The sequence below is a fragment of the Microbulbifer agarilyticus S89 genome, assembly GCF_000220505.1.
GTDB classification, from domain to species: domain Bacteria; phylum Pseudomonadota; class Gammaproteobacteria; order Pseudomonadales; family Cellvibrionaceae; genus Microbulbifer; species Microbulbifer agarilyticus_B.
Window position 1 is genome coordinate 191,036 of sequence record NZ_AFPJ01000037.1, and the last position, 18,122, is coordinate 209,157.

Here is an 18,122-nt window from a genome sequence, read left to right on the forward strand (position 1 = left end):
TACCTTCTCCCAATCAATTCCGGTGCCTGCACCGTAAACGGAGCCCTACTTTTCGTCGGCGCTGTTTTCCTTGCGATGCGCGCTTGCGGCATCCTTGGCCGCGTTATCCGCTGATGTATCGCTATCCGCTCCCAGCTGGATCACTGGCTCGTCGGCCTCTGGCGCTTCTTCTTGCGACGACGCAGCACTGGCTTTAGCGCGTGTTTTTGGCTTTTTTGCCTCGGTCGTGGCGACGGTTTTCTCGTCAGCATCAGCCGGGGCCGCATCGCTCCCGGTGCCGGCGTCAGCCGCTACATCAGCCTCTGCGTCTGCATCGGCTGCCGCAATCACCTCGCCATCAATTTCCTCGGCGCTCTCATAGGTCGAAAGATCTTCTTCCTCGGACTCCGGCCACTCCGAGAAGGGAAATGGTTTCTCTTCGGTGTTGTAGATCAGGAACTGCAGAGTCTGGTAAATGTAGGAAGAAATCTGATCGCCGAGGCGGCGCAGGTTGTCGTTCGCCTTGCCACTGACAATGGCAAACAGGAATTGGGCGATCACCACCGCCAGCATGACAAAGCCGGCGATTTCCAGTAGTACCGCGAACAGCACCATGTAAATCAGGCGCAACCACTGATTGGTAGAGGTCAGGTTTTGTTTCAGTTCTTCATTGCTCATTTGGCGATCACCAGTCCTTTGTTGGGCACCAGAAATGGGAGACGCCGGCCCCAGCCGGCATGGAATTCAGCGGTTTAGGCCCCGCAGCCCCGGGCTCAGTGGTTCGAGAACCCTCAATATAGCCCGGATTTGTTTGTGGGCCGCAGATCAGGACTGCGGCCACTCGGAAAATGGAAACGGCTTTTCTTCCGTGTTGTAGATAAGGAATTGCAGTGTCTGGTAGATGTACGAGGCAATCTGCTCGCCCATGCGACGCAGATTTTCGTTTGGGCCACCGGAGACAATGGCAAACAGGAATTGCAATACGATGGTCGCCAGCATCACCACACCGGCAATTTCCAGCAGTATCACGAAGAGCACCATAAACAGCAGACGCATCCAGTGTTCTGCAGAGGTCAAATTCTGCTTCAATTGTTCGTTATTCATTCACCGCCCCCATTCAAAATACGCTGATCAGGATTTGGCCGAATAGGCCACATCAAAGGTTTGCGCCCCGGACATCAGCTCACGGATCACCGTTGGAATCGGGGTACCTTCAAATAATATGGCGTGAATCGCAGAAACCAAGGGCATGTATACCCCCAATTCGTCAGCTTTGGCCTTAATCAGACGAACGGTGTTCACTCCTTCCGCTACCTGGCCGATTTCGGTAACCGCCTCATCCAGTTTCTTGCCCTTGCCCACCAGGTAGCCCACGCGGTAGTTGCGGCTCAAATCCGAGGAGCAGGTGAGAATCAGGTCACCCACGCCAGCGAGGCCGATAAAGGTCATCGGATCGGCACCAACCGCCTCGGCGAAGCGCATCATTTCCGCCAGAGCCCGGGTAATCAGCAGACTGGTGGTATTTTGCCCGCGCCCCAGTGCTACGGCCATTCCGGTGACAATTGCATAGATATTCTTCAGTGCACCTGCCAGCTCCACACCAAACACATCATTGCTGGAGTAGACGCGGAAGGTTTCCGAATGCAGCACTTTTTGAATGGTTGTGCACAGGGTCTCGTCTTCGCTGGCGATCACCGTCGCGGTGTAATGGCCAGCGACGATCTCCTTGGCAAAGTTGGGCCCACTCAACACCCCCACGCGCATCCCCTCGGTTTCTTCTTTGAGGATGTCGCTCATCAGATGGAAGCTGTCATGCTCAACCCCTTTGGTCAGGGAGATCAGCATGGTGCCCGGATCGAGCATAGGCGCCGCACGATGGACGACTTCACGGAAGGATTTGCTGGGGATGGCGACAAACACAATCTGACAGCCGCGTACCGCCTGCTCCAGGTCGGCGGTAATCTGCAGGTCTGAGTGCAGCGCCACGCCTGGCAGATATCTCTGGTTTTCGCGCTCGGCCATGCAGGTGGCGGCGCGCTCCGGGTCACGCATCCACTGCCGGGTGTCGTGACCATTGCCCGCTACGATATTGGCGATTGCCGTGCCAAAGCTACCGCCGCCGAGAATGGCGATGGGCAAACGGGATTCGGGGGCGCTCGAGGATACGTCTGTTTGGGTCATAACGCTCTGTCGTTTTTACTATCCAGCGGGGATTATACGGAGCTGGGTGCCAGCACCCAATGGCCATTTGGGGTTTTACGCAGTTTTGCCAAGTTCGCCGACAAATGCCGCCCATTCGCCGCCAAATCGCGCAAAAAATCAACACGAAGAATATAGCCCAGGCCGGCCGCTAGCGACGGTCCGCGCGGTGGGAACGCTTATTGGCTGGGGCAAAAAACACCTATAAAAAAGGCCGGCGGGGAGCACCCCGCCGGCCTTCCTGCAAGAAGCATTCGCCACTGGTTAGCGATTGAGTTCCAGCAGCAGTGTGTTCAGGCGACGCACGTAATCCGCAGGATCCGCGAGCTGGTTGCCCGCCGCCAGATTGGCCTGATCCATCAGAATATTGGTGAGATCCGCAAAGCGGTCTTCATCCTGCTCCTGATCCAGACGCTGCACCAGCGGGTGGCCCGGGTTCACCTCAAACACCGGTTTGGCCTCTGGCAGCGACTGACCAGCCTGCTCGAGGATACGGCGCATTTGCAGGCCCATATCATTGTCACTGGCCACCAGGCACGCTGGGGAGTCCACCAGGCGGGTGGTCGCGCGCACATCTTCCACGCGCTCCTTCAGTACTTCCTTGACGCGCTCAACCAGTGCGCCGGCATCTTTCTCGGCCTTCTCGCGCTCGGCCTTGTCGTCTTCATTCTCAGCTTCGCCCAGATCCAGTGCGCCCTTGGCCACATCCTGGAACGGTTTGCCGTCAAACTCCTGCATGTGGCCAACGAACCACTCATCCACCTGGTCGGTCAGCAGCAGTACCTCGATGCCCTTCTTGCGGAAAACTTCCAGGTACGGGGAGGACTTGGCGGTGGCGAAGTTGTCTGCACACACGTAGTAGATATTCTTCTGGCCATCCTGCATGCGGCCCACGTAGTCTTCCAGTGACTGATCCTGCTTGGCGTCATCGGTGTGGGTAGTGGAGAAGCGCAGCAGCTTGGCGATCTTCTCTTTGTTGGAGAAGTCTTCCGCCGGCCCTTCTTTCATCACTGAGCCAAACAGATCCCAGAACTTCTGGTACTCGTCGGCGTCTTTCTTCGCCAGCTTGTCCAGCATGTCGAGCACGCGCTTGGTCAGCGCGCTTTTGATCGCATCGGTGTTCTGGTCCTTCTGCAGGATTTCCCGAGATACGTTCAGCGGCAGGTCGTTGGAGTCCAGCACACCCTTTACAAAACGCAGGTACAGCGGCAGGAACTGCTCGGCGTCGTCCATGATGAAGGTGCGCTGCACATACAGCTTCAGGCCGCGCGCCGCATCACGCTGGTACAGGTCAAATGGTGCGCGCGCAGGGATATACAGCAGGCTGGTGTAATCCAGCTTGCCTTCCACACGGTTGTGACTCCAGGTCAGCGGGTCGTCGAAGTCGTGGGAAATGTGCTTGTAGAATTCCTTGTACTCCTCGGACTTCACCTCGGAGCGCGGACGGGTCCACAGGGCCTGGGCGGCATTGACCGCTTCAAATTCCGGTGCCTTCTCTTCTGGCTCTTCACCCTCTGCAGCGGGCGCCTCTTCTTTCAGCATCTCCACCGGGATGGCGATGTGATCGGAGTACTTCTTGATGATGGAGCGCAGGCGCCAACCGTCGGCAAATTCTTTGGCGTCGTCTTTCAGGTGCAGCACTACACGGGTACCACGATCCGGCCATTCAACGTTTTCCACGGAGTACTCGGCCTCGCCGCTGCACTCCCAATGCACGCCCTGGCTGGCATCGGCGCCGGCGCGACGGGTGAACACATCCACCTTGTCGGCCACGATAAACGCGGAGTAGAAGCCCACGCCGAACTGGCCGATCAGGTGTGCATCCTTCTTCTGGTCGCCGGACAGGTTCTGCATAAAGTTGGCAGTGCCGGAGCGCGCGATGGTACCCAGGTTCTCAATCACCTCATCGCGGCTCATGCCAATGCCGTTATCAGAGATGGTCAGGGTACCGGCGTCTTTATCGAACTCGATGCGAATACGCAGGTCCGGGTCTTCCGCCAGCAACGAAGGGTTGGAGAGAGCCTCAAAACGCAGCTTGTCCGCGGCATCGGAGGCATTGGAAACCAGCTCGCGCAGGAAAATCTCCTTGTTGGAGTACAGCGAGTGGATCATCAGGTGCAGTAACTGCTTGGCTTCTGTCTGGAAACCGTGGCTCTCTTTATGCGCCGCAACAGTCATGGAACGGTTCTCCCCTTGTTCAATTCAACTACAGACAAATCGTCGTCAAGGGGAGCAATATTGGGACGGATACGGGCAATTCAAGCGTGACTTGATCACCCGCGAGGAGAAACCCTGCTGAAACGCCAGCTGGTTATTTTTTCGACGCGGCGGCGATGGCCTGCACCAGCTTGCCGCGGCCAGTGATATCGGCGATGAAATTGGCGGTGAGATCAGAGATTACCCGGGATTCCGCATTCATCAGGATGACAATGCCAACCTTGCGCTTCTCCGAGTAGGCAATGGCTGCTCGGAAACCGGCAACCCAGCCGCCATGGAAGACGATGCGATCATCACCCACGGTGTACAGGCGCCAGCCCAAACCGTAACCCGCGTGATCGATGTAATCCCGCCAGATGCGATGGCGCAGGTGGCGGCGGGTTTCCACCCGCTCTGTGGTGAGGTCATCGATCACCTCCGGAGGCAGTACCTCCGGGTAAGCGCCCAATTGCGCCTTAAGCCACTGGCCCATATCGCTGATACTAGCGTTTACCCCGGCCGCCGGTGCCGCCAGGTAATACTCCTTTTCCACCTTCACCGGGCGCCAACCTTTACCTGTCTGGACATGGGGAGCGGCGCGATTACTGGCCGCCATAAAGCTTTCCCAACCCAGCGAGGCGTCTTCCATTTTCAGCGGGACAAAGAACCGCTGTTTCAACTGACGGCCGTACGGCACGCCGGTCGCCTTGTGGATAACGTCCTCGATCAGGCTGAACAGCACGTTCTGGTAGCCGTAACACTTACCCGGAGCGCAGTGCGGATCGATGGTGGAGAACATCGGCAGAATTTTCGACAGCGGACGATTGTCCTCAAGGTAGTTATCGTAGGCGTTTGGGGTCAGCCCAGAGGAGTGGCTCAGAAGGTGCTGCACCTGCAACTGCATGGAGAGCGCCGGGGTTTTGAAGCGCAGCTCGGGTACATAGCGCACCACTTTATCGCCCCAATTGAACTTGTTCTCATGCTCGAGCAGCGCCGCCATGCTGCCGGCAAAGGTCTTGGATACCGAGGCGAGCCGGAAAACCGTATGCGAGGTGACCTTCTGCTTCTTGCCTTTTACCCGCACACCGTAGGTGTCCATCGCCACGACCTTATCGTGATCGACGATCACGTAAGCGCCGCCCGGGATCCCGCTCTTTTTCATCAACTGGCGGAAATAGCGATCGAACTCGCGCGCGCTGGCCTCAACACTTTTCGATGACGCGGCGGAAGCAGATTTAGCCACCCGCCCGGGCTCGGCAAGCGCATGCCCGGCAGGCGTCGCCAGTATCAACGCCGCGACCAGCGGCAGCCACAGCCCCCGCGCGCCGCTCAAGATTCTGTGAAAAATGCCTTGATACACCTTGAATTACACCATGTGCCGTACTGCAATCCGCAGCGATTGCTCGCTACCCGGCCATATCGACCTAGCAAGTGATTGGCCCCAAAATTTGTGGGGATACTCGTACTAAGACTAGCAGCCCGCTAAAAAATTCTTTAACCAGAAACATTCAGTCAAAGATTCTTCACGCCAACAATGACTCGCGAGACCGTCCATTCAGCAGAGGTCAGGCAGTGTTATCGAAGTGGAACAACCGCACATGTTAGCGTTTTTTCCACCGTTATGTGATTCACGGGAACAACGGGCACAAAAAAACCGCCTGACGGCGGCTTTTGTACCGGGAGGGACGTATGCCCCTCCCCGCGCGAACAACGACTTACAGCTTGTCGGAGTTCTCGCTCAGGTAGGCAGCAACACCGGAAGGAGATGCGTCCATACCCTTGTCGCCTTCCTGCCAGCCTGCCGGGCACACTTCACCGTGCTCCTGGTGGAACGCCAGCGCGTCAACCATGCGCAGCATTTCGTCAACATTACGGCCCAGCGGCAGATCGTTGACTACCTGGTGGCGAACAACACCTTCTTCGTCGATCAGGAAAGAACCGCGGAACGCAACACCGGCATCCGCTTCAACGTCGTACGCCTGGCAGATTTCATGCTTCACGTCGGCAACCAGGGTGTACTTCACTTGGCCGATACCACCATCGTTGATATCGGTGTTACGCCATGCGTTGTGGGAGAACTGGGAGTCGATGGACACACCAATTACCTCAACGCCACGCTTCTTGAACTCTTCAAAGCGGTGGTCAAAGGCGATCAGCTCGGACGGGCACACAAAAGTGAAGTCCAGTGGGTAGAAGAAGATCACCGCCTTCTTGCCCTTGATGGTTTCTGCCAGGTTGAACTCGTCAACGATTTCGCCGTTGCCCAGTACCGCAGCCGCCGTGAAATCCGGAGCGGGCTTGCCTACTAATACAGCCATGAGAATCTCCTCAATGAGATAAATAATGGATTGTAGAAACGGTCACTTTATAACCAATGACTATAAAGTGCCAAAAGATCGATAGGGGGCCGCTATGATACACAGCGGCTTATGGCAGTCCCATTAATTTTTTATATGGCGGCAATAGAAGACGCCACCTATTCAACTCTCCCGCAGAATACTCTGCCACCGACGCCAGTCACTGTAAGTTGACCGAGAAGCCATTAACCGACCCACCAGTACAGTTGTCGAGCGACTAGAATAATAAACGATCAACAGCAAAATCTTATTGACACTTATTCTCATTAACAATAAGATCTCATTATCGATAAACAGTAGATCGAATTTTCACCAGGTTACCCGATGTACATCTGTATTTGTAAAGGCATCACCGACCGTCAGATCAAGGACGCAGTCCACGATGGTTCCACCTCCATCAAGGCCTTGCGCCGCCAGCTGGGCGTTTCCTCCCAGTGCGGCCGCTGCGCAGAACTGACCAAAGAGATCATCGACGAGACCATGTCTGCCGGCATGCCGCCCGAGACCAGTGGCGCGCTGTTTTACGCGGCTGGATAAGCAGCTGCCTTTTCCTCTCTCCCTGGTGCGCGCACCGCGACGCGTGCGCTCCTTCTTTACTTTTAATTCTCCGCTGCCCTTATTTCTCCGCCACCGGTCATAGGCCGCCCCAGCTAGCCCCCATCTATCCCACGCCTACCTACTAGTGCCTCCATACCAGCCGACTCGCCTACCCTTTAGAGACGAGGTTTTTGGTTGGGAGAAACCGCAGCACCATGAAACAGCGGCTGCAATACATCGCTAGCAGACTTCGAACCAGCTTTTGGCTCATCCCCACCCTGATGATGACGGCCGCGATTGTCCTCGCCCAGCTGTTCACGTCACTCGACAGCACCTATGAAATTGGCCACTTGCCCGGGCTAACCTGGCTGCGCCTGCACGACCCCAGCAGCGCGCGCGCGCTCCTCACCATTATTGCCACTTCAACCATCAGCGTTGCCGGTACCGTGTTTTCCATCACCATGGTTGCACTGACACTCGCCTCTAACCAATTTGGCCCGCGCCTGGTGCGCAACTTTATGCGCGATCGTGGCACACAGGTCTCCCTCGGTATCTTTCTCTCAACCTTCGTCTACGCGCTCATGGTTACCCGGGTTCTCGGCGCCGACGCCGGGCGAACCGAGCCCAGCCTCTCGGTCAGCTTTGCGGTGCTCCTCGCCCTCGGGTGCATTGCCTATCTCATCTACTTTATTCACAACGTCGCGCAGTCGATTCAAATCGACAACATTACATTTCACATCAACCGGGAATTCCGCTCGGCACTGAACACCATCTACCCCGCCGAGGCATGCCGCGCCCCAGACAGCAGCCGCGAAGACCTGCGGGATCTTCCGCAGAACAAAGACCGTACCTGCGTGCGCACGCGCAAGGAAGGTTATGTGCAGCTGATTGACCGGCAGGCATTGATCGACTGGGCGCGCGAACACGATTGCTGCATTCAGTTGCAGTGCCACCCAGGTACCTTTTTGTACCACTGGGGTGTCATGGCAGAAGTTTTCGACCCGCCGCGGCATTTGGATAGCCAGCAGGTGGCGCAGGCAGTGCACGGGGCATTTACCCTTGGGCCGCAGCCCACTGCGGGGCAGGATATTATCTTTTCGATTCGGCAGCTGTCCCAAGTGGCGGTCCGGGCGCTGTCCCCCGGTATCAATGACCCGTTTACGGCATACACCTGTATTGATCGCTTGATGGATGGCATCGGCGTGATTCTTCAGCGCCCGCCACTACCCAACTGCTATTACGATCATGACCACAAACTGCGGCTCGTAGTCAGTGAGCTCGACTTATCCCACGTGCTCGCCGCCGCACTCGACGAAATTCTCGAATACGGACGCACCAGCGGTGTGGTGATGCGGCATATCTGCGCGGGGCTGATTGAAGTTTCGGACATTTGTTGCCGACGTGAAGATCGACAGGCACTTTACGAGCTGATGCTGCGCATCAAGGAAGATTGCGCAATTAGCCTTGAGGACCGCTTCGATATTGCCGCAATTGAAAAGCAGCTATCAAAAATGCGCAAACTACTGGAGTAATACACAAGCCACCGGGACAATCTAAACAGTAATCGTTCTCAGTGTACTTTTCGGCTTTTTTCCCACTAATTTTTGTGCTTTTTGCCCGGGAAAATTATTCCGCTCCCCGCCTTGACTTGCCCTATTCCCCAACGCAAACTCACCACGCCAGCCATTTACGACCCTACAATTAAGGCAAGAAAAGGGCGCAAAGGGACGTCTGAAGCTGCGTTTGAGACGCCCGGCATTGAAAGCGAGATCAAACCACTTCAAAAATCCTCAGGAAATTTCCGAGGCGGAAGGAGAAAACAATGAAAGGCGATCCAAAAGTCATCGAACATTTGAACAAGGCTCTCGGCAATGAGCTGATTGCAATCAATCAGTATTTCCTGCATTCCCGTATGTTCAAAGACTGGGGCCTGAAAGAGCTGGCAGACAAGGAATATCACGAATCCATCGACGAAATGAAACATGCCGACTGGCTGATCGAACGGATTCTGTTTCTTGAAGGTATCCCCAACCTGCAACACCTGGGCAAGCTGCTGATCGGTGAAAACACCGAAGAGATGCTGAAGTGTGACCTGCAGCTGGAGAAAAAAGCGATCCCGGATTTGCGTGACGGCATCGCCTACTGCGAATCCATCCGCGACTACGGTAGCCGTGAACTGCTGCAACGCATCCTCGACTCCGAAGAAGAACATGTGGACTGGCTGGAAACCCAGCTGAGCCTGATCGACAAGGTCGGCCTGCAAAACTACCTGCAGACCCAAATGGAAAAAGCATCCGACGAGTAAGCGTCGCAGCGCGGTTGCTGCCTACTGATTGAGTATGTAGAAGATGTAGAACATGCAAAGCACCGCGCATTCCGATGTTTGCAGACATAAAAACCGCGGTCAATCGCCGCGGTTTTTTTTATGGCCCGTATGGGCCGAAAAGCGCAATCACTCGCCCTGTTCGGCGCTGCCCGCGGCCTCTTCAATCAGCGTCTTGAGCTCACCGCTCTCATGCATTTCCATGATGATGTCGCAGCCGCCCACCAGTTCTTGCTTGACCCACAGCTGCGGGAAGGTTGGCCAGTTGGCGTACTTCGGCAGTTCCTGGCGAATATCCGGGTTGGCCAAAATATCCACATAGGCAAAACGCTGGCCACACGCCATGATCGCCTGGGAAGCACGCATCGAGAAGCCGCACTGTGGTGCATTGGGGCTGCCCTTCATATAAAGCAGGATGTCGTTATCGGCGATCTGCTTTTTGATATTTTCCAGAGTATCCATAGTGGAAGCTAACCTCAGCTGAAAAGTCGGTTGGAAATACAAGTGACTGCGAGTGACCGCGGCTCCAGCGGTGTCGATCCGTCAACGAAAGCGCGCATTGTACCCGATTCCGATTCGATTCCCATCCGCGGCCTGTGGGATGCCATCGGCCTCTGTTACCGGGCTCCGGCTGTGCTAGTATTGCCGGTTTCCCGGGAAAATTGCGGTCAGAAAACGCAAAAGGCGCATTTTCTGCGGTTTCCCTATTGTCTGGGTCGGCGGATGCCGGCCCACGCACTTAAGGCCCACCCACAGAGGAGATAAACGGTGGCTACTCCCGCACTGATGCAAAACTACGGTAACAGAACCCTGACCCTGGTCAGAGGCGAAGGCAACTACGTGTGGGACGACAACGGCCGACGATATCTCGACGCCCTCTCCGGTATCGCTGTATGCGGCCTCGGCCACTGCCATCCGGCAGTCACCCTGGCCATCCAGGAGCAGGCCAGCACCCTGTTGCACGTTTCCAACCTGTACAACATTCCCCCACAAGAACAGCTGGCGGAAAAGCTGGTAACCCAGTCGGGTATGGACAACGTATTCTTTTCGAACTCCGGTGCCGAGGCCAATGAGGCCGCCATCAAGCTGGCGCGCAAGCTGGGTAACCAGCGCGGCCTCGCCTGCCCGAAAATCGTGGTCTCCGAGGGGGCTTTTCATGGCCGCACCCTGGCAACCCTGACCGCCACTGGCAATCCCAAGGTACAGGAAGGCTTCGCGCCCCTGCCCGAGGGCTTCCTGCGCGTTCCGTATAATGACGTCGCCGCCATCGAAAAACTGGCAGCAGAGCATCAGGACATCGTTGCCATTCTGGTAGAACCCATTCAGGGCGAGGGTGGTATCCGCATTCCGGACGCAGATTATCTGGCGCGCCTGCGTGCACTCTGCGACCATCAGAACTGGCTACTGATGCTGGACGAAATCCAGACCGCCAATGGTCGCAGCGGCAAGCTGTTTGCCTACCAGCATATCGATGGCCTGCTGCCAGACGTGGTTACTACCGCCAAAGGGCTCGGTAACGGCGTGCCCATCGGCGCCTGTCTTGCGCGGGGCGAAGCCGCTGCCTTATTCGGTGCGGGCGCCCATGGCTCCACCTTCGGTGGCAACCCGCTGGCCTGCCGCGCCGGCCTCGCCGTTTTGGAAACACTGGAAAACGACGGGCTCATTGCCCGTGCAGCCAGCCTCGGCACCCAACTGCTGGATCAACTGAAAGCGGAACTGAGCGATTGCCCACATATTGTGGATATCCGCGGCGTGGGCCTGCTGCTCGGCATCGAGCTGGATCATCCCTGCGCGGAGCTGGTCGACCTGGCCCGAGCACAAGGGTTACTGATCAACGTTACCGCTGGCAATGTGCTGCGCCTGCTCCCGCCACTCACCCTGAGTGATGAGGAGTGCAGCCAGATCGCCACCACCGTCGCCGCACTGGTGCGGAATTTCGCCCAACAGGCCGCCTGAATTCGGAGGAAACCAAACATGGCAGTCAGACATTTTCTCACCCTCCTCGACCTGAGCCAGGACGAACTGCGCGCAGTCATTGAACGCGCCATCGAACTGAAAGCCCTGCGCAACCAGGGGGTTGCCAGCGAGCCATTCCGCGACAAAGTACTGGGAATGATTTTCGAGAAGTCCTCAACCCGTACCCGCGTATCTTTTGAAGCGGGCATGGCACAGATGGGCGGCAGCGCGCTCTTCCTCTCCCCGCGCGACACCCAGCTGGGCCGCGGCGAACCCATTGAAGACAGCGCACGGGTGATTTCCCGCATGGTGGATATGGTGATGATCCGCACCTTCGGCCACAACGTGCTCGAACGCTTTGCCGAGTACAGCAAGGTGCCGGTGATCAACGCCCTGTCCGACAGCTACCACCCCTGTCAGCTGCTCGCCGACCTGCAAACCTACGTGGAGCACCGCGGCAGCCCGGAAGGCAAAGCCGTGGCCTGGGTTGGCGATGGCAACAACATGTGCCACTCCTACATCAATGCCGCTCTGATGTACGACTTTGAGCTGCGTATTGCCTGCCCCGAAGGCTATGACCCGGATGAATCCATTGTGGCTCGGGCGAAAGACCGGGTAAAAATTGTGCGCACGCCGCAGGAAGCCGTGAGCGGCGCCGATTGGGTCGCCACCGATGTATGGGCGTCCATGGGCCAGGAGACCGAGCAGCAGATTCGCCTGAAAGCCTTCGAGGGCTATCTGGTGGACCACAAGCTGATGAGCCACGCCAACCGCGACGCAATCTTCATGCACTGCCTGCCAGCTCACCGCGGTGAAGAAGTCAGTGGCGAACTGCTGGAAGACGACAAGATCTCGGTGGTATGGGACGAGGCGGAAAACCGCCTGCACGCCCAGAAAGCGCTGATGGAATTCCTGCAGGAAAACAGCAACCGCTGATCGTGATCTGACCGCTCCGATCCTGAACGCCGAAGGGCGCCAGAACATTCTGGCGCCCTTTTTGGTTGCAGCGGTTTGTCGCACCTCTTATCGACTCATCTTATCGGCTCCTATTTTCGACGCTTGAGTGCTGGTTATTTTTCACACACAAACCCGCGCCAGGCAGGCCGATGATATGCACACTTTTTATCCACAGATGACGGCGACGACAGCGGATAACTCGAAAGGGCCAAGCGCCAAATGTGGCGCAAAAATCGACCTTCCAGTGTCGGTTTGATCACACAATGTGCAACCTCAGCTGGTTATTGCCGGGCTTAATTTAAGAGCCGATTACTATTAAAAAATATTCTTAAAACCCCCACCCGGCGCAATCCACTGATCACTTTTTATACCCGGCCAGTAATGGCGGGCGCTAGCGCAAGGAAAAATCCACCGCCGCACCGCCTACCCACAAATTATCCACAAGTAACTCGATAGTTATCCGCCTTGAATTACCCCCCCAACCGCATTATCTTGTTGCTCATTCGAGGTCGAACCCCAACATATTGGGTTTAGGTGGCAGGCAACCCCCAAATTTCCCCAGGGAAAACGTCGCCAGGTACTTTCCACAACCACAATATCTTGTGTTCGGCCTTTTTCGCACCACTAGTTGGCACAGCTGTTTGTCCGTTTTAGGCGCCCTCTTCTGGGCAAAAACGCGACACCCGGGCAATGCGCCCAGGCCAATCGCAGTTTCAAAGATGTACCCCACAAGAGTTACCCGAGCGAAGCTTGTCCTTCGCCACAACACCTTGTGCCTGCGGAATCATTTTGATTCCCCAAGAAACTGCACAAAAGAAGCACTAGCGGTTGCGCAAGGAATTGAGGCCACAAGCCGAACTTGTATAAATCAAAGCAAAAACCAAATGCTGTCGACCACGACAGGCACGCACAACTTACGGAGAATTTCATGCACACAGAGACAGGGCGCCCCCAGTCTGAGCCAAACGGCACCACCAAGGAATCGGTAACAGACCAGGCCAGCAGCAATACTTCACTGGCTGCCACTGCCCCGGGTCAGATCCGTGTTATCAAACGCAACGGTACCGTGGTGCCGTACGCCGATAGCAAAATCTCTGTAGCCGTCACCAAGGCGTTTCTCGCCGTGGAAGGCGGTACTGCCGCAGCGTCCAGCCGTATCCACGAGCGCGTGGCCGACTTGGTTTCCCACATCAGTGCAACCTTCAAGCGTCGCATGCCCTCCGGCGGCACCATTCATATTGAAGAAATTCAGGACCAGGTTGAACTGGAACTGATGCGTGCCGGCGAACACAAAATCGCGCGTGACTACGTACTGTACCGCGAAGAGCACGCGCGCCTGCGTGCCGAGAAAGAAAAAGAGAAAGCAGCTGCGCCGGAAGCCGCTGCCGATACTCACCCGAGCATTCGCGTAAAAGTGGAAGACGGCAGTAAAGAAGGCAAGCTGGTACCGCTGGATATGGAGCGCCTGCGCACCATCGTACGCGAAGCCTGCGAAGGCCTGACCGACGTCGACGGCGACCTGATTCTCGGCGAAGCACTGAAGAACCTGTACGACGGTGTTTCCGAAACCGACATCAATACCGCGCTGGTCATCACCGCGCGTACCCTGGTTGAGCAGGAGCCCAACTACACCTACGCAACCGCCTTCCTGCTGCTGGATAAACTGCGCTCCGAAGCTTTGCGCTTCCTGGACGTGGCAGAGTCCGCAACCCAGCAAGAAATGGAAGGCCTGTACAAGCCGGCACTGGCGGCGTACGTGGCAAAAGGTATTGAACTGGAACTACTGGACCCGGCACTGGCCAGCTTCGACCTGGAAAAACTGGGTGAAGCGATCAAGCCTGAGTGCGATCACCAGTTCACCTACCTCGGCCTGCAGACCCTGTACGACCGCTACTTCCTGCACTCCGACGAGATCCGTTTCGAACTGCCGCAGATTTTCTTCATGCGTGTTGCCATGGGCCTCGCCATTAATGAAGAAGACCCGAACGCCCGCGCGATCGAGTTCTACAACCTGCTGAGCTCCTTCGACTACATGAGCTCCACCCCAACCCTGTTTAACGCCGGTACCCTGCGCCCGCAGCTGTCCTCCTGCTACCTGACCACCGTACCGGACGACCTGCACGGCATCTACGGTGCAATTCAGGACAACGCCATGCTGTCCAAATGGGCCGGCGGCCTGGGTAACGACTGGACGCCAGTACGCTCCCTCGGTTCCTACATTAAAGGCACCAACGGCAAATCCCAGGGCGTCGTACCTTTTCTGAAGGTAGCGAACGATACTGCGGTTGCGGTAAACCAGGGTGGCAAGCGTAAGGGCGCGGTGTGTGCGTACCTGGAAACCTGGCACCTGGACATCGAAGAGTTCCTCGAGCTGCGCAAGAACACCGGTGACGACCGTCGCCGTACCCACGACATGAACACCGCCAACTGGGTGCCAGACCTGTTCATGAAGCGTGTGTTTGAAGACAAAGAGTGGACCCTGTTCTCTCCGGCAGACGCCCCGGACCTGCACGACCTGTTCGGCGACAAGTTTGAAGAGCGCTACAACCACTACGAGCAACTGGCTGCCGAGGGCAAGCTGAAGCTGCACAAAAAAGTGCGCGCACTCGACCTGTGGCGCAAGATGCTGGGCATGCTGTTTGAAACCGGCCACCCCTGGATCACCTTCAAGGACGCCTGTAACCTGCGCAGCCCGCAGCAGCACGCCGGTGTGGTACACAGCTCCAACCTGTGCACCGAGATCACCCTGAACACCAAAGCGAACGACGAGATCGCCGTATGTAACCTGGGCTCGGTGAACCTGTCCCAGCACATTGGCGAAGACGGCAAGCTCGACATGGGCAAGCTGGAAGGCACCGTCAAAACTGCCGTGCGCATGCTCGATAACGTGATCGACATTAACTACTACTCCGTGGAAACTGCGCGTCAGTCCAACATGCGCCACCGTCCGGTGGGCCTGGGCCTGATGGGCTTCCAGGACGCGCTGTACAAAGCCGGCATCTCCTACTCCAGCGATGAAGCCGTCAAGTTCGCCGACACCACCATGGAAGCGATCAGCTACTACGCCATTTCCACCTCCAGTGATCTGGCGGCAGAACGCGGCAGCTACACCAGCTATGAAGGCTCGCTGTGGAGCCAGGGCATTCTGCCAATCGACTCCATCGAAATCCTGGCCAAGAACCGCGGCGAGCAGTTCATCGATCAGGACACCAGCAGCACCCTCGAGTGGGATGTGGTACGCGAGAAGGTTGCCAGCCAGGGCATGCGTAACTCCAACGTGATGGCCATCGCACCGACCGCGACTATTGCCAACATCACTGGTGTTTCTCAGTCCATCGAGCCGACGTACCAGAACCTGTACGTGAAATCGAACCTGTCCGGCGAATTCACCGTGGTGAACCCGTACCTGGTGCACGACCTGAAAGCCCGCGGCCTGTGGGACAAGGTGATGGTCAACGACCTCAAATACTACGAAGGTTCTGTGCAAAAGATCGACCGTATCCCGGCGGATCTGAAAGCCAAGTACGCCACCGCGTTTGAAGTAGAACCGCGCTGGATCGTAGATGCCGCCAGCCGTCGTCAGAAGTGGATCGATCAGGCGCAGTCCCTGAACCTGTACATCGCCGGCGCCAACGGCAAGAAGCTGGACCTGACCTACCGCATGGCGTGGTACCGCGGTCTGAAGACCACCTACTACTTGCGCGCACTGGCCGCCACGACCACGGAGAAATCCACCGTGAACACTGGCTCCCTGAACGCAGTAAGTGCCGGTGGCGCGCCCGCGGCCAGCGCCGCTCCGGCAGCGCAGGCAGAGCCAGCACCGGCAGCCGTACCCGCGGCCTGCTCCCTGGACGACCCGGACTGTGAAGCCTGCCAGTAATTGGCCGGCCCTAAATTAAAAGTCTCTCGGGGGAGAGCGACCGCAGACACTTAGTACTGATATAGAAAGTATCGAAACGAAGTGCCTGCAACCAAGACCATAAGCGCCGCCCCGGCACTGGACCCAACAAGAGGTCCGGGCCGGGCGCTGGCCGCACACCACACACTTGCACGAGCTGTTATGCAACAGCTTGTCACCCAAAAAAGGGGAAGAAGTCATGCTGAGCTGGGACGATATCGATTCCAAACCCGAACAAAAAGCGAAAGAACCGCAACCGGTGCCGGGTGCACTGCAATCCGAGCAGCAGGCAGTCACCGAACCCAGCGCTAACTACCAGGTAGAGAGCGCAAGCAGTGCCCCGGCATCGACCGCGGCCCAGGAAGAAGGCGCAAGCGCGAGCAGCGCAGCAGCCTCCTCCGCCGTGGAAGCCGCCCGTGCCGCGGTAAACGATCTGGACCCGGCCCCGGGCCTCGAAGAGCTGGAAATGGGCGCCGCCCGTATCCAAGTGGACGAGAAGCGCATCATCAACTGCCGCGCCGACCTAAACCAGCTGGTGCCGTTCAAATACGACTGGGCCTGGCAGAAATACCTCGACGGCTGTGCCAACCACTGGATGCCGCAAGAAGTAAACATGAACAAAGACGTGTCCATGTGGAAAGACCCCAACGGTCTGACCGAGGACGAGCGTCGCATCGTGGAATACTCTCTGGGTTACTTCTCCACCGCAGACTCCCTGGTAGCCAACAATCTGGTACTGGCCATCTACCGCCACATCACCAACCCGGAGTGCCGCCAGTACATCCTGCGTCAGTCCTTTGAAGAAGCCATCCACACCCACGCCTACCAGTACTGTGTAGAATCCCTGGGTATGGACGAAGGCGAAGTCTTCAACATGTACCGCGAAGTGCCGAGCGTGGCCAAGAAAGCCGCCTGGAGCCTCGCGCACACCGGCTCCATTAGCGACCCCAACTTCAAGACCGGCACCGTGGAAACCGACCAGGAACTGCTGCGTAACCTGATCGCCTTCTACGCGGTTACCGAGGGTATCTTCTTCTACTGTGGCTTCACCCAGATCCTGTCCATGGGCCGCCGCAACAAGATGACCGGCGTTGCCGAGCAGTTCCAGTACATCCTGCGCGACGAGTCCATGCACCTGAACTTCGGCATCGACGTGATCAACCAGATCAAACTGGAAAACCCGCACCTGTGGACCGAAAAGTTCCAGCAGGAAGTAACCCAGATGATCCTGGAAGGTATGGAGCTGGAAGTAGCCTACGCCCGCGACACCATGCCCCGCGGCGTACTCGGCATGAACGCCGCCATGATGGAAGAGTACCTGCACTTCATCGCCAACCGTCGCCTGAGCCAGCTTGGCCTGAAAGAACAGTTCCCGGGCGCGCAGAACCCATTCCCATGGATGTCTGAAATCATGGACCTGCGCAAAGAGAAGAACTTCTTCGAAACCCGCGTAATCGAATATCAAACCGGCGGTGCACTGCAGTGGTAACACACTCAATGCACTGACTGTAGTAAAGGAACAACTACAAGAAGTAGTCGCTCACAGGAAGAGAGGTAATTAAGCGGGCGTAATGCCCGCTTTTTTTGTCTGCTAAAAGTTGCAAGCTAATCGTTACAATTTTTCGATACTAAAACGGCAGACAAGAATTCCAGAAACCAATCACATGTTGACCGATATAAAGCCGTGAATATAGGGAAATAATCTTGATTAATCCATTTA

14 protein-coding genes are annotated in these 18,122 nt (G+C 56.8%); 7 read left to right on the top strand and 7 right to left on the bottom strand.

Annotated features, from left to right (window positions below; genetic code table 11):
- Nucleotides 1-45: 45 nt before the first annotated feature.
- From AS89_RS18465 to AS89_RS0112875, 6 genes are all read right to left on the bottom strand, one after another.
- Nucleotides 46-657: a DUF4389 domain-containing protein gene (locus tag AS89_RS18465; protein WP_010133084.1), complete on the bottom strand. Its 612-nt coding sequence runs from the start codon at nucleotides 655-657 to the stop codon at nucleotides 46-48.
- 147 nt (nucleotides 658-804) lie between these two features.
- Complete coding sequence (locus AS89_RS0112855; RefSeq protein ID WP_010133086.1) at nucleotides 805-1,083, bottom strand: DUF4389 domain-containing protein; 279 nt, start codon at nucleotides 1,081-1,083, stop codon at nucleotides 805-807.
- Between the two features lie 27 nt (nucleotides 1,084-1,110).
- On the bottom strand, nucleotides 1,111-2,160 hold the full coding sequence (locus AS89_RS0112860; protein ID WP_010133088.1) for an NAD(P)H-dependent glycerol-3-phosphate dehydrogenase: 1,050 nt from the start codon (nucleotides 2,158-2,160) through the stop codon (nucleotides 1,111-1,113).
- A 282-nt stretch (nucleotides 2,161-2,442) separates the two neighbouring features.
- Complete coding sequence (gene htpG, locus AS89_RS0112865; RefSeq protein ID WP_010133089.1) at nucleotides 2,443-4,356, bottom strand: molecular chaperone HtpG; 1,914 nt, start codon at nucleotides 4,354-4,356, stop codon at nucleotides 2,443-2,445.
- A gap of 133 nt (nucleotides 4,357-4,489) precedes the next feature.
- Complete coding sequence (locus AS89_RS0112870; protein ID WP_237709688.1) at nucleotides 4,490-5,734, bottom strand: serine hydrolase domain-containing protein; 1,245 nt, start codon at nucleotides 5,732-5,734, stop codon at nucleotides 4,490-4,492.
- Between the two features lie 355 nt (nucleotides 5,735-6,089).
- Nucleotides 6,090-6,692 (bottom strand): peroxiredoxin, encoded by a 603-nt coding sequence (locus tag AS89_RS0112875; RefSeq protein WP_010133091.1) that lies wholly within the window; start codon nucleotides 6,690-6,692, stop codon nucleotides 6,090-6,092.
- Between the two features lie 363 nt (nucleotides 6,693-7,055).
- Here AS89_RS0112875 and AS89_RS0112880 point away from each other — a divergent pair, with 363 nt between their 5' ends.
- The 3 genes from AS89_RS0112880 to bfr all read left to right on the top strand — a co-directional run bounded on the left by AS89_RS0112880 (nucleotide 7,056) and on the right by bfr (nucleotide 9,573).
- Nucleotides 7,056-7,268 carry a bacterioferritin-associated ferredoxin gene (locus AS89_RS0112880; RefSeq protein WP_010133092.1) on the top strand — a complete coding sequence of 71 codons (213 nt, stop codon included), beginning with the start codon at nucleotides 7,056-7,058 and terminating at the stop codon, nucleotides 7,266-7,268.
- Nucleotides 7,269-7,483: 215 nt separating this feature from the next.
- The gene (locus tag AS89_RS17535) at nucleotides 7,484-8,800 is read left to right on the top strand and encodes a DUF2254 domain-containing protein (protein WP_010133093.1); all 1,317 of its coding nucleotides are present in this window, start codon (nucleotides 7,484-7,486) and stop codon (nucleotides 8,798-8,800) included.
- Nucleotides 8,801-9,090: 290 nt separating this feature from the next.
- Complete coding sequence (gene bfr, locus AS89_RS0112890) at nucleotides 9,091-9,573, top strand: bacterioferritin (protein WP_010133094.1); 483 nt, start codon at nucleotides 9,091-9,093, stop codon at nucleotides 9,571-9,573.
- Nucleotides 9,574-9,720: 147 nt separating this feature from the next.
- Here the strand turns inward: bfr and grxD are convergent, their stop codons facing one another.
- The gene (gene grxD / locus AS89_RS0112895; protein ID WP_010133096.1) at nucleotides 9,721-10,053 is read right to left on the bottom strand and encodes a Grx4 family monothiol glutaredoxin; all 333 of its coding nucleotides are present in this window, start codon (nucleotides 10,051-10,053) and stop codon (nucleotides 9,721-9,723) included.
- A gap of 306 nt (nucleotides 10,054-10,359) precedes the next feature.
- Here grxD and AS89_RS0112900 point away from each other — a divergent pair, with 306 nt between their 5' ends.
- The 4 genes from AS89_RS0112900 to AS89_RS0112915 all read left to right on the top strand — a co-directional run bounded on the left by AS89_RS0112900 (nucleotide 10,360) and on the right by AS89_RS0112915 (nucleotide 17,891).
- Nucleotides 10,360-11,547, top strand: a complete 1,188-nt coding sequence (locus AS89_RS0112900) for an aspartate aminotransferase family protein (protein ID WP_010133097.1) — start codon at nucleotides 10,360-10,362, stop codon at nucleotides 11,545-11,547.
- Nucleotides 11,548-11,565: 18 nt separating this feature from the next.
- Nucleotides 11,566-12,483 (top strand): ornithine carbamoyltransferase, encoded by a 918-nt coding sequence (argF, locus tag AS89_RS0112905; RefSeq protein ID WP_010133098.1) that lies wholly within the window; start codon nucleotides 11,566-11,568, stop codon nucleotides 12,481-12,483.
- A 949-nt stretch (nucleotides 12,484-13,432) separates the two neighbouring features.
- Nucleotides 13,433-16,384, top strand: a complete 2,952-nt coding sequence (locus tag AS89_RS0112910) for a ribonucleoside-diphosphate reductase subunit alpha (RefSeq protein WP_010133099.1) — start codon at nucleotides 13,433-13,435, stop codon at nucleotides 16,382-16,384.
- A gap of 217 nt (nucleotides 16,385-16,601) precedes the next feature.
- Nucleotides 16,602-17,891 carry a ribonucleotide-diphosphate reductase subunit beta gene (locus AS89_RS0112915; RefSeq protein WP_010133100.1) on the top strand — a complete coding sequence of 430 codons (1,290 nt, stop codon included), beginning with the start codon at nucleotides 16,602-16,604 and terminating at the stop codon, nucleotides 17,889-17,891.
- Nucleotides 17,892-18,122 lie beyond the last annotated feature (231 nt).